The sequence below is a fragment of the Streptomyces sp. NPDC002276 genome (genome assembly GCF_053891435.1).
In genome coordinates, this window is sequence record NZ_JBSFCQ010000011.1 from 189,953 (window position 1) to 202,085 (window position 12,133).

The window sequence follows — 12,133 nt, forward strand, 5'->3', positions numbered from 1 at the left end:
AATGGCCCTGCCCGAAGATGGTCCAACTCTCAAGTGACGGATCGGCGTGATGAGCAAGACGACAGTGAAGGACGTCTCCACCGACTCCGAGCCGGAGCACACGGCGGAGGAGCCGCGCACGGTCGGCAGCAGCCGGGCCTTCGCCGTGCTGCTGGTGATCACCGGCGCGGCCGGACTGCTCGCCGCGTGGGTCATCACGATCGACAAGTTCAAGATCCTTGAGGGCAAGCTCGCGGGCAAGACGTTCACCCCCAGTTGCAGCATCAACCCGATCGTGTCCTGCGGCAGCGTCATGGAGAGCAAGCAGGCCGCCGCCTTCGGCTTCCCGAACCCGATGATGGGCCTGGTCGCCTACGGCATCGTCATCTGCGTCGGGATGAGCCTGCTGACCCGGGTCAAGTTCCCGCGCTGGTACTGGCTGACCTTCAACTTCGGCACGCTCTTCGGAGTGGGCTTCTGCACCTGGCTCCAGTTCCAGTCGCTGTACCGGATCAACGCGCTGTGCCTGTGGTGCTCGCTGGCCTGGGTCGCCACGATCACGATGTTCTGGTACGTCACCTCGTTCAACATCCGCAACGACTTCCTGAAGGCCCCCCGCCCGGTCAAGAACTTCCTGGGCGAGTTCACCTGGGTCCTCCCGGTCACCCACGTCGGCATCATCGCCATGCTGATCCTGACCCGCTGGGGCACGCAGCTCTGGGCGTGACTCCGGCCCCGACCGGATTGTCAGTGGCGTGACATAGGGTTTTGGACGTGGAGCCCGACCTTTTCACCGCCGCAGCCGAAGAACGCCAGGAGAGGGACCCGTCCAGCAGTCCCCTGGCGGTACGGATGCGCCCGCGCACCCTCGACGAGGTGGTGGGCCAGCAGCACCTGCTGAAGCCCGGCTCGCCCCTGCGCCGACTGGTCGGCGAGGGCGCGGGCGGCCCGGCCGGAGCGTCCTCGGTGATCCTCTGGGGGCCGCCCGGCACCGGGAAGACGACCCTCGCCTATGTCGTCTCCAAGGCCACCGACAAGCGGTTCGTGGAGCTGTCCGCGATCACCGCGGGGGTCAAGGAGGTCCGCGCGGTCATCGACGGCGCGCGCCGCGCCACCGGGGGCTTCGGCAAGGAGACCGTCCTCTTCCTCGACGAGATCCACCGCTTCAGCAAGGCCCAGCAGGACTCCCTCCTCCCGGCCGTCGAGAACCGCTGGATCACCCTGATCGCGGCGACCACGGAGAACCCGTACTTCTCGGTGATCTCCCCGCTCCTGTCCCGCTCCCTGCTCCTCACCCTCGAACCCCTCACGGACGACGACCTGCGCGCCCTGCTGCGCCGGGCCCTGTCCGACGAGCGCGGGCTCAAGGACGCGATCACCCTCCCCGAGGACAGCGAGAACCACCTGCTGCGCATCGCCGGCGGTGACGCCCGCCGCGCGCTGACCGCGCTGGAGGCCGCCGCCGGGGCCGCCCTCGACAAGGGCGAGCCGGACATCACCCTTCAGACCCTGGAGGAGACGGTCGACCGCGCGGCCGTGACCTACGACCGGGACGGCGACCAGCACTACGACGTGGCCAGCGCCCTCATCAAGTCCATCCGCGGCTCCGACGTCGACGCGGCCCTGCACTACCTCGCCCGCATGATCGACGCCGGCGAGGACCCCCGCTTCATCGCCCGCCGCCTGATGATCTCCGCCAGCGAGGACATCGGCCTCGCCGACCCCAACGCCCTCCCGATCGCGGTCGCCGCCGCCCAGGCCGTAGCGATGATCGGCTTCCCGGAGGCCGCACTCACCCTCAGCCACGCCACCATCGCCCTCGCCCTGGCCCCCAAGTCGAACGCGGCGACCACGGCGATCGGCGCCGCCATGGAGGACGTGAGGAAGGGGCACGCGGGTCCGGTGCCCATGCATCTGCGGGACGGGCACTACAAGGGCGCGGCCAAGCTGGGGCACGCCCAGGGGTACGTCTACCCGCACGACCTCCCGGAGGGGATCGCCGAGCAGCGGTACGCCCCGGAGGAGCTGAAGGACCGCGAGTACTACGAACCGACCCGGCACGGAGCCGAGGCGCGGTACGCGGACGCCGTGGAGTGGACCAGGAAACACCTTGGTCGTAAGCGGTCCTGAGCAGCCTGTAGAATCCCTCGCAGTGCTGTGTCCCGTGCTGTCAGAACGGGACGGTCAGCCGGAGCCAGTCAAAGAACCCAGTTCTCGGACCGGCTCCAGGAGCGTCGCGCACCGTTCGAATGGTGTCGCGGGCAGCCCACCACCATCCGCCGCACGGCGGGACCGGTCGGTGGGCCACTCGCGTGCTGCACGTAGTGCCCAGACCAGGGGAGCGGCTGCCCATCAGGTCCCGCAAGGGATCCGACGGGTCTCCCCGGCTGCGGATGCGACCTCTCTCACCACCCTGACAAGCCGATAACCAGGAAAGAGACATCGTGGCGAATCAGTCCCGCCCCAAGGTCAAGAAGTCGCGTGCCCTCGGCATCGCGCTGACCCCGAAGGCCGTCAAGTACTTCGAGGCCCGTCCCTACCCGCCGGGTGAGCACGGTCGTGGCCGCAAGCAGAACTCGGACTACAAGGTCCGTCTGCTGGAGAAGCAGCGTCTGCGCGCGCAGTACGACGTGTCCGAGCGCCAGCTCGTCCGCGCCTACGAGCGTGCCTCCAAGGTCCAGGGCAAGACCGGTGAGGCCCTGATCATCGAGCTGGAGCGTCGTCTCGACGCGCTGGTCCTTCGTTCGGGCATCGCCCGCACGATCTACCAGGCCCGCCAGATGGTCGTCCACGGCCACATCGAGGTCAACGGCCAGAAGGTCGACAAGCCGTCCTTCCGCGTCAAGCCGGACGACGTCGTCATGGTCCGCGAGCGCAGCCGCAGCAAGACCCTGTTCGAGGTCTCCCGCGCCGGTGGCTTCGCCCCCGACGGCGAGACCCCGCGCTACCTCCAGGTGAACCTCGGCGCCCTGGCGTTCCGCCTGGACCGCGAGCCGAACCGCAAGGAGATCCCGGTGATCTGCGACGAGCAGCTCGTCGTCGAGTACTACGCCCGCTGATCACCTCACGGACGTAGCACCACCTGCACCACGTCAGCCCGCCGTCTCCCCGCCCTTCCGGGTGGGCGAGGCGGCGGGCTTTCGCATGTCCACGCCGACCGGCGCGGGCCGTACGGGCCCGCCGCGCGGCAGCGGTACGGCGCCGAGGGGCCGCCGTTGCCCCAACGCCCGTGCCACGGCGGCCTCCCGGCCCAGCCGCGCGCCCTCGCGTACGCGGTCCTCGTACGGCCCGTCGCCCAGCCGCTCGCGGGCCATCGCCTCGCACAGCTCGTGCGGGGCGTTGTAGTACGCCGAACCGAACAGCGGCAGCCCCACGGACGGCCACATCACACCCGCCGCGCCCTGCAACAGCGCGGCCTCGGCGGCATCGCCCTCCGCCGCCGTGACGAGGGCCAGCAGCTCGACCGCCAGCACCGACCCCAGCAGATCGCGGAAGCCGTGCGCACTGCCCAGGCAGTCCGCCAACAGGTCGCGCGCGTGCGGGAGCTGGCCCTCGCTCCAGGCGACGTAGGCCAGGACGTACAGCGCGTAAGAACGGGTCCACCGCTCGCCGTGGTCCTCGCACACCCGCCGCACGTCCTCGCACAGCTTCACCGCGTCCGCGAGATCGCCCTGGAAGGCCCGCGCCATCGCCAGCTCGACCTGGCCCATCAGGACGTTGCTGTTCAGCTCGCCGATCTGCTGATAGCGGTCGAGCGCCGAACGCAGCAGGGTCTCCGCGCGCGGCATGTCGTCCGTGACCAACGCCAGGCAGCCGGTGCGGTGTTCGGCGTACGCCACCGCCGTGGGGTTCGCCGCGTGGTCGGCCTCCTCGCGGCACTCCTGGAGCGCTGCGAGCGCGGGCACGGTGTCGCCCTGGAGGATCGCCACATAGCCGAGCACCCACAGGGCCTTCAGTCGCGACTGGTCGTTGTCGGAGTCGAGCTGCACGGCCTGCTCCAGCCAGTGCCTGCCCTCCGAGAGCCGCCCGCAGCCCGCCCAGTAGAACCACAGGGAGCCCGCCAGGTACTGGCCCAGATGCGTCTCGTCCGGCTCGGTCAGGCAGTACTCCAGGGCGCCGCGCAGATTCGGCAGCTCCGCCTCGACCCGCGCGGCGACCTCGCCCTGACGCGGCGAGAACCAGTCCAGCTCGCACCAAGTGGCAAGCCCCAGATACCAGTCGCGGTGTCTGCGCCGCAGCCGGGCCGCGTCCCCGGTCGCCTCCAGCCAGTCGGCGCCGTAGGCCCGGATCGTGTCGAGCATCCGGTAGCGCAGGCCCGTCGCCGTCTCCTCGCGGACGACCACGGACTGCGCGAGGAGTTCGGAGAGCACGTCGAGGACGCTGTCCGAGGGGAGTCCGTCGCCGCCGCAGACGTACTCGGCGGCCTCCAGGTCGAAGCGCCCGGCGAACACCGACAGCCGCGCCCACAGCAACCGCTCCTCGGGCGTGCACAGTTCATGGCTCCAGCCGATCGCCGTCCGCAGCGTCTGATGCCGGGGCAGCGCGTCCCTGCGCCCACCCGCCAGCAGCCGGAACCGGTCGTCGAACCGCGCCAGCAACTCCCCGGGCGACAGGGCCCGCAGCCGCCCCGCCGCCAGCTCCACGGCGAGCGGAATCCCGTCCAGCCGCCGACACAACTCCCGTACGTCCGCGTCCTGTTCCCCGAGGGCGACCCCCTGTTGCGCGGCCCGCTCGGCCAGCAGCTCCACCGCCTCGCCCTCGCCCAGCGGCGCCAGCGCCACCACCCGCTCGCCCGCCAGCTCCAACGGCCGCCGCCCCACCGCCAGCACCCGCAGCCCCGGCACCCGCCCCACCAACTCGGCCACCAGCGGGGCACACACCTCCACCAGATGCTCGAACCCGTCCAGCACCAACAGGAGTTGACGTCTCGTCAGATGTGCGAGCAGCGCCTCCCGCGGCAGCCGCGTCGTGTGGTCCGTAAGCCCCAGCGCTTCTACGATCGTGAAGTCCACGAGTTCCGGATCGCGCACCGGCGCCAACTCCACCCGCCACACGCCGTCCGGGGGAGCGGACCGGGCCGCCGCGTGGGCCGCGAGCCGGGACTTGCCGACCCCGCCGGGCCCGGTCACCGTAACCAGGCGCGAGGCGTCGAGCGCCCGTGCCAGCTCGGTGAGTTCGGCCGAGCGGCCCACGAACCGGTCGGGTTCGAGGGGCAGATTGCCGTCCGCGGTGGCGTCGCCGCCATGGGAAGCTCGCATGGAACACGGAGCGTACTGAACCGTATTCAGTCCGTACAATCGCTTCGCCCAACTCCACCGCGCGCGGGGCGGTAATGCGGTACGGAGCGCCATCCCCGGCGCGATAGGCTCGGGGCCAGTCATCAACATATGTTTACGGAGCGCTGTCTCCGAGGCCCGATAGGCTCGGGCCTCGGGCCAGTTTTATCTACAAGTGTTTATGAGAGCGGGTGTCAGGTGTCCGGTGGAGAGGTGGCCGGGATCCTGGTGGCCGTCTTCTGGGCGATCCTGGTCTCGTTCCTCGCCGTCGCACTGGTGAGGCTGGCCCAGACGCTCAAGGCGACCACCAAGCTGGTCGCGGACGTGACCGACCAGGCCGTGCCGCTGCTGGCGGACGCCTCCGCGGCGGTGCGCTCCGCGCAGACCCAGATCGACCGGGTCGACGCGATCGCGACCGACGTCCAGGAAGTCACGTCGAACGCCTCCGCCCTGTCCACCACCGTCGCCTCCACCTTCGGCGGCCCCCTCGTCAAGGTCGCGGCCTTCGGCTACGGCGTCCGCCGGGCCCTGGGCGGCCGCCGCGAGGACGTGCCCGCGCCGTCCGGGGCGTCCCGTCGTACGGTGATCGTGGGCCGTACCGTCCCGGCCGGACGGCGGGGCAAGCGCACCCGGAAGAAGGACTGACCGAGCGATGTTCCGCCGTACGTTCTGGTTCGGCACGGGCGTGGCCGCCGGTGTCTGGGCGACCACCAAGGTCAATCGCAAGCTGAAGCAGCTGACCCCCGAGCACCTCGCCGCGGTCGCGGCCAACAAGGCGCTCGAAGCGGGCCACCGGCTCAAGGACAGCGCGGTGGGCTTCGCGCTCGACGTCCGCGCGGGCATGGCCCAGCGCGAGGCCGAACTCGGTGACGCGCTGGGGATCAACGCCCCGGTCGACCCCGAACTCCCCGCCGCCAGGCAGCACATCGCCATCGAGAACCGCAGCAACCCAAGGTCCGTCGAAAGCAACGACAGGACGACGTACTCGTACAACCGGAATGAGGACCACTGATGGAGTCGGCTGAAATCCGCCGCCGCTGGCTGAGCTTCTACGAGGAGCGCGGCCACACCGTTGTCCCCTCGGCGTCGCTCATCGCGGACGACCCGACTCTGCTCCTGGTCCCCGCCGGCATGGTCCCGTTCAAGCCGTATTTCCTCGGCGAGGTCAAGCCGCCGTGGCCGCGCGCCACCAGCGTGCAGAAGTGCGTGCGCACGCCCGACATCGAAGAGGTCGGCAAGACCACCCGGCACGGCACGTTCTTCCAGATGTGCGGCAACTTCTCCTTCGGCGACTACTTCAAGGAAGGCGCCATCACCTACGCCTGGGAGCTGCTGACCTCGCCCCAGGACAAGGGCGGTTACGGTCTCGACCCCGAGCGGCTGTGGATCACGGTCTACCTCGACGACGACGAGGCCGAGACGATCTGGCGCGACAAGATCGGCGTCCCGTCCGAGCGCATCCAGCGCCTCGGCAAGAAGGACAACTACTGGTCGATGGGCGTCCCCGGACCCTGCGGCCCGTGCTCCGAGATCAACTACGACCGCGGTCCGGAGTTCGGCGTCGAGGGCGGCCCGGCCGTCAACGACGAGCGGTACGTGGAGATCTGGAACCTGGTCTTCATGCAGTACGAGCGCGGCGAGGGCATCGGCAAGGAGGACTTCGAGATCCTCGGCGAGCTGCCCAGCAAGAACATCGACACGGGCCTCGGCCTGGAGCGCCTGGCGATGATTCTCCAGGGCGTGCAGAACATGTACGAGATCGACACCTCCATGGCCGTCATCAAGAAGGCCACCGAGCTGACCGGTGTCGAGTACGGCGACTCGCACGAGTCCGACGTCTCCCTGCGCGTCGTCACCGACCACATGCGTACGTCCGTGATGCTCATCGGCGACGGCGTGACGCCCGGCAACGAGGGCCGCGGTTACGTCCTGCGCCGCATCATGCGCCGCGCCATCCGCAACATGCGGCTGCTCGGTGCCACCGGACTGGTCGTCAAGGACCTCATCGACGTCGTGATCGCGATGATGGGCCAGCAGTACCCCGAGCTGGTCACCGACCGGCAGCGGATCGAGACCGTGGCCCTCGCCGAGGAGGCCGCCTTCGTCAAGACGCTGAAGGCCGGCACCAACATCCTCGACACCGCCATCTCCGAGACGAAGGGGAGCGGCGGCAAGGTCCTCGCCGGCGACAAGGCGTTCCTGCTCCACGACACCTGGGGCTTCCCGATCGACCTCACCCTCGAAATGGCCGCCGAACAGGGCCTTTCCGTGGACGAGGACGGTTTCCGGCGCCTGATGAAGCAGCAGCGCGACCAGGCCAAGGCCGACGCGCAGGCGAAGAAGACCGGCCACGCCGGTGTCGGCGCCTACCGCGAGATCGCGGACAAGGCCGGCGAGACCGACTTCATCGGCTACTCGGACACCCAGGGCGAGTCCACGATCGTCGGCATCCTCGTCGACGGCGTCTCCTCCCCGGCCGCGACCGAGGGCGACGAGGTCGAGATCGTCCTCGACCGCACCCCCTTCTACGCCGAGGGCGGCGGCCAGATCGGCGACACCGGCCGCATCAAGGTCGAGTCCGGTGCCGTGATCGAGATCCGCGACTGCCAGAAGCCGGTCCCGGGCGTCTACGTCCACAAGGGCGTCGTCCAGTTCGGCGAGGTCACCGTCGGCGCCAAGGCCGAGGCCGCGATCGACATCCGCCGCCGTACCGCCATCGCCCGCGCCCACTCGGCCACCCACCTCACCCACCAGGCGCTGCGCGACGCCCTCGGCCCGACAGCCGCGCAGGCCGGTTCCGAGAACCAGCCGGGCCGCTTCCGCTTCGACTTCGGATCGCCGTCCGCGGTTCCCACCGCCGTGATGACCGACGTCGAGCAGAAGATCAACGAGGTGCTCGCCCGCGACCTGGACGTGCACGCCGAGATCCTCAGCCTCGACGAGGCCAAGAAGCAGGGCGCCATCGCCGAGTTCGGCGAGAAGTACGGCGAGCGGGTCCGGGTCGTGACCATCGGCGACTTCTCCAAGGAGCTGTGTGGCGGCACCCACGTCCACAACACCTCCCAGCTCGGCCTGGTGAAGCTGCTCGGCGAGTCGTCGATCGGCTCCGGAGTGCGCCGTATCGAAGCGCTCGTCGGGGTCGACGCCTACAACTTCCTCGCCCGTGAGCACACCGTCGTCGCCCAGCTCCAGGAGCTGATCAAGGGCCGCCCGGAGGAGTTGCCGGAGAAGGTCTCCGCGATGCTCGGCAAGCTGAAGGACGCCGAGAAGGAGATCGAGAAGTTCCGCGCGGAGAAGGTGCTCCAGGCCGCCGGCGGTCTCGTCGAGTCCGCCAAGGACGTGCAAGGCATCGCCGTCGTCACCGGCCAGGTCCCGGACGGCACCTCGCCGGACGATCTGCGCAAGCTGGTGCTCGACGTGCGCGGCCGGATCCAGGGCGGACGGGCCGCCGTCGTAGCCCTGTTCACGGTCAACAACGGCAAGCCGCTCACCGTCATCGCCACCAACGAAGCCGCCCGCGAGCGCGGCCTCAAGGCCGGTGACCTGGTGCGCGCCGCCGCCAAGACCCTCGGCGGCGGCGGTGGCGGCAAGCCGGACGTGGCCCAGGGCGGCGGCCAGAACCCGGCCGCCGTCGGCGAGGCCGTCGACGCCGTCGAACGCCTCGTCGCCGACACGGCGAAGTAAGAAGCGGTCGAAAATATGAGAAGAGGACGTCGGCTCGCGCTCGACGTCGGGGACGCCCGCATCGGGGTCGCCTCGTGCGACCCCGACGGGATCCTCGCCACTCCCGTCGAGACGGTCCCCGGCCGCGACATCCCGGCGGCCCACCGCCGACTGGGGCAGCTCGTCGAGGAGTACGAACCGGTCGAAGTCGTCGTCGGCCTCCCGCGCTCCCTCAAGGGCGGCGAGGGACCGGCCGCCGTGAAGGTCCGGGCCTTCGCCCAGGAACTGGCCAGGGGCATCGCCCCGGTACCGGTCAGACTGTTGGACGAACGGATGACCACAGTGACGGCCAGTCAGGGACTGCGCGCCTCGGGCGTCACCTCCAAGAAGGGCCGCTCGGTCATCGACCAGGCAGCGGCGGTCATCATCCTTCAGCAGGCGTTGGAATCCGAACGGGTGTCAGGTAAACCACCCGGCGAGGGCGTCGAAGTGGTCATCTGATCGCGATACGGTAACGTTCCGCGCGATGCGATGGTGTTCGAACAGCCATGGCACAGCAAGAGGCGGGACGGGAGCCGGAGCCCCAAGCGCCGCGACCGCCGCCTCGCGGCTCTAGGGGATCGATGACTGAGTATGGCCGGGGCCCAGGCTCCGAACCGTGGCATCCGGAGGACCCGTTGTTCGGGGACATCGGATGGGAAGGCCAGCAGGCCCACGTGGGCCAGCAGTCTTCGTACGACGGCCAGCAGCAGCACTATCCGGAACAGCCGCAGCAGCCGCAGCAGTACGGCGACTGGGGCAACGGCCAGCAGGCCGACTACGGTCAGGCGCAGCAGCAGTACCAGGTCTACGACGAGCAGGGCCACCAGCAGCAGTACCCCGATCAGCACCAGCAGTACGCGGACCAGCAGCAGTACGCCGATCAGAGCCAGCAGCAGTACGCCGGTCAGCAGCAGCAGTACCAGCAGGGCGGCTGGGACGGCATGGGCACGCACGCCCAGGTCCCCTACGCCGCCGACCCCGGCGACCCGTACGGACAACAGGCCGCCGCCTACGGCGAACAGCAGCCCGATCTCTACGGCACGCCCGACGCGTTCCCGCCGCCGGAGCCGCCCGGCAAGCGCCGCACTGAACCCGAACCGGAGCAGGTCGACTGGGACCCGGGACCCGATGAGGGTGAACACGCGTTCTTCGCGGGGGGCGGCGGCGACGATGACGAGGCCGACGACGAGCCGGAGGACGGTCGCCGACGCGGCAAAGGCGGTAAGGGCAAAGGCAAAGGCGGCAAGGAGAAGAAGCGCCGCAACGGCTGCGCCTGCCTGGTCGTCGTCCTGGTGTTCGGCGGCGGCCTCGGTGGCGTCGGCTATTTCGGCTGGCACTTCTACCAGAACCGTTTCGGCTCGGCGCCCGACTACGCGGGCGACGGCACCGGTTCGGTCAGCGTCACCATCCCCAAGGGCGCCTTCGGATCGGACATCGGGCAGAAGCTGAAAGAGGCGGGCGTCGTCAAGAGCGTCGACGCGTTCGTCGCCGCCCAGTCGCAGAACCCCGACGGGAAGAAGATCCAGGCGGGCGTCTTTCTGCTGAAGAAGGAAATGTCCGCCGCGGCCGCCGTCAAGCTGATGCTCGACCCCAAGAGCCAGGACAATCTCATCGTCGCCCCCGGCTGGCGAAACTCCCAGGTCTACGCGGCGATCGACAAGAAACTCCAGATTTCCGACGGCACCACCAAGGGTGTCGCCAAGAAGGAATTCAAGAGCCTCGGACTGCCCGACTGGGCGAACGACAACTCGAACATCAAGGACCCGCTGGAGGGCTTCCTCTACCCGGGAACCTATGGCGCCGCCAAGGGCATGAAACCCGAAGCGGTCCTCAAACAGATGATCGCCCAGGCCAACGACAATTACGACGCGATCGACCTCGCCGCGAAGGCCAAGGCGCTCAAGCTGGACAGTCCGTTGCAGGTCATCACGGTCGCGAGCCTCGTCCAGGCCGAGGGAAAGACGCACGAGGACTTCCGGAAGATGGCCGAAGTCGTCTACAACCGGCTCAAGACCACGAACACCGAGACCAACCGGTACCTGCAATTCGACTCGACCTTCAATTACCTGAAGGGCCAGAGCAACATCCGTATCAGCGAGTCCGAGATCAACAGCAACAAGGACCCGTACAACACCTACACCCAGAAGGGCCTGCCGCCCGGTCCGATCGACAACCCCGGTGCCGAGGCTCTGGCGGCGGCTTTGAATCCGACCCACGACGGCTGGATCTACTTCGTGGCGACCGACGGCGAGAACAAGACCGAATTCGCCAAGACGTACGCCGAATTCCAGTCACTCAAGGACAAGTTCAATGCCACAACGGGCAACTGACGCCCGCCGGGCCGCCGTGCTCGGTTCACCCATCGCCCACTCCCTCTCCCCGGTGCTCCATCGCGCGGCATACCGGGAACTGGGCCTCGACGGCTGGTCGTACGACCGTTTCGACGTCGACGGGGCCGGTCTGCCGGGGTTCTTCGGGAACCTCGGACCGGAGTGGGCGGGGCTGTCCCTGACGATGCCGCTGAAGCGGGCCGTCATACCGCTGCTCGACGAGATCAGCGAGACAGCGGCCTCGGTGGACGCGGTCAACACGGTCGTGTTCACCGAGGACGGCCGCAGTGTCGGCGACAACACCGACATCCCCGGCATGGTCGCCGCACTGCGCGAACACGGCATCGAACAGGTCGATTCGGCCACGATCCTCGGCGCCGGCGCCACGGCTTCCTCCGCGCTCGCCGCCCTCTCCCGGATCTGCACCGGCGAGGTCGTCGCCTACGTCCGCAGCGAGGCCCGCGCCGCCGAGATGCGCCAGTGGGGCGAGCGGCTCGACGTGGAGGTCCGTACCGCGGACTGGGCCGACGCGGCGGAAGGCCTGCGCGCCCCCCTGGTCTTCGCGACCACCCCCGCGGGCACCACGGACGCCCTCTCCGCGGCCGTACCGGAACGCCCCGCCACCCTCTTCGACGTCCTCTACGACCCCTGGCCCACCGATCTCGCGGCCCGCTGGTCCGGCTACGGCGGCGCGGTCGTCAGCGGCCTCGACCTCCTGGTCCACCAGGCCGTACTCCAGGTGGAACAGATGACCGGCCACCGGCCGGCCCCCGTCGGCGCGATGCGCAGAGCGGGCGAGAAGGCCCTGGCCGACCGCTGAAAGAGGAAGCGGGCCGCGCAGGT

The 12,133-nt window shown here is 69.4% G+C and carries 10 protein-coding genes; 9 read left to right on the plus strand and 1 reads right to left on the minus strand.

What is annotated here, in order from left to right; all coding sequences use genetic code 11:
- Nucleotides 1-49: 49 nt before the first annotated feature.
- From ACWIHT_RS27325 to rpsD, 3 genes are all read left to right on the plus strand, one after another.
- Nucleotides 50-706 (plus strand): vitamin K epoxide reductase family protein, encoded by a 657-nt coding sequence (locus ACWIHT_RS27325; protein WP_456170899.1) that lies wholly within the window; start codon nucleotides 50-52, stop codon nucleotides 704-706.
- A gap of 47 nt (nucleotides 707-753) precedes the next feature.
- Entirely contained in the window at nucleotides 754-2,109 is a 1,356-nt protein-coding gene (locus ACWIHT_RS27330) for a replication-associated recombination protein A (protein ID WP_456170900.1), read from the plus strand.
- Nucleotides 2,110-2,423: 314 nt separating this feature from the next.
- Nucleotides 2,424-3,038: a 30S ribosomal protein S4 gene (gene rpsD / locus ACWIHT_RS27335; protein ID WP_019066381.1), complete on the plus strand. Its 615-nt coding sequence runs from the start codon at nucleotides 2,424-2,426 to the stop codon at nucleotides 3,036-3,038.
- Nucleotides 3,039-3,071: 33 nt separating this feature from the next.
- On the opposite strand, the gene ACWIHT_RS27340 is transcribed toward rpsD, so the two are convergent.
- Entirely contained in the window at nucleotides 3,072-5,237 is a 2,166-nt protein-coding gene (locus ACWIHT_RS27340) for an ATP-binding protein (protein WP_456170901.1), read from the minus strand.
- Between the two features lie 216 nt (nucleotides 5,238-5,453).
- Here ACWIHT_RS27340 and ACWIHT_RS27345 point away from each other — a divergent pair, with 216 nt between their 5' ends.
- From ACWIHT_RS27345 to ACWIHT_RS27370, 6 genes are all read left to right on the plus strand, one after another.
- Entirely contained in the window at nucleotides 5,454-5,900 is a 447-nt protein-coding gene (locus ACWIHT_RS27345; RefSeq protein WP_063744453.1) for a DUF948 domain-containing protein, read from the plus strand.
- A gap of 7 nt (nucleotides 5,901-5,907) precedes the next feature.
- Nucleotides 5,908-6,267 (plus strand): hypothetical protein, encoded by a 360-nt coding sequence (locus ACWIHT_RS27350; RefSeq protein WP_262062291.1) that lies wholly within the window; start codon nucleotides 5,908-5,910, stop codon nucleotides 6,265-6,267.
- Nucleotides 6,267-8,939 carry an alanine--tRNA ligase gene (gene alaS / locus ACWIHT_RS27355; RefSeq protein ID WP_456170902.1) on the plus strand — a complete coding sequence of 891 codons (2,673 nt, stop codon included), beginning with the start codon at nucleotides 6,267-6,269 and terminating at the stop codon, nucleotides 8,937-8,939. The genes ACWIHT_RS27350 and alaS overlap by 1 nt, the downstream gene beginning before the upstream one ends.
- A gap of 15 nt (nucleotides 8,940-8,954) precedes the next feature.
- Nucleotides 8,955-9,419 (plus strand): Holliday junction resolvase RuvX, encoded by a 465-nt coding sequence (gene ruvX, locus ACWIHT_RS27360; RefSeq protein ID WP_317882253.1) that lies wholly within the window; start codon nucleotides 8,955-8,957, stop codon nucleotides 9,417-9,419.
- Between the two features lie 122 nt (nucleotides 9,420-9,541).
- Entirely contained in the window at nucleotides 9,542-11,290 is a 1,749-nt protein-coding gene (mltG, locus tag ACWIHT_RS27365; protein ID WP_456170903.1) for an endolytic transglycosylase MltG, read from the plus strand.
- Complete coding sequence (locus tag ACWIHT_RS27370) at nucleotides 11,271-12,110, plus strand: shikimate dehydrogenase (RefSeq protein WP_456170904.1); 840 nt, start codon at nucleotides 11,271-11,273, stop codon at nucleotides 12,108-12,110. The genes mltG and ACWIHT_RS27370 overlap by 20 nt, the downstream gene beginning before the upstream one ends.
- Nucleotides 12,111-12,133: the final 23 nt, after the last annotated feature.

Bases quoted from the DNA above. Each gene is read 5' to 3' on its own strand.
- alaS (WP_456170902.1), top strand. From the start codon at position 6,267: ATGGAGTCGGCTGAAATCCGCCGCCGCTGGCTGAGCTTCTACGAGGAG.
- ACWIHT_RS27325 (WP_456170899.1), top strand. From the start codon at position 50: ATGAGCAAGACGACAGTGAAGGACGTCTCCACCGACTCCGAGCCGGAG.
- ACWIHT_RS27350 (WP_262062291.1), top strand. From the start codon at position 5,908: ATGTTCCGCCGTACGTTCTGGTTCGGCACGGGCGTGGCCGCCGGTGTC.
- ruvX (WP_317882253.1), top strand. From the start codon at position 8,955: ATGAGAAGAGGACGTCGGCTCGCGCTCGACGTCGGGGACGCCCGCATC.
- mltG (WP_456170903.1), top strand. From the start codon at position 9,542: ATGACTGAGTATGGCCGGGGCCCAGGCTCCGAACCGTGGCATCCGGAG.
- ACWIHT_RS27370 (WP_456170904.1), top strand. From the start codon at position 11,271: ATGCCACAACGGGCAACTGACGCCCGCCGGGCCGCCGTGCTCGGTTCA.
- ACWIHT_RS27340 (WP_456170901.1), bottom strand. From the start codon at position 5,237: ATGCGAGCTTCCCATGGCGGCGACGCCACCGCGGACGGCAATCTGCCC.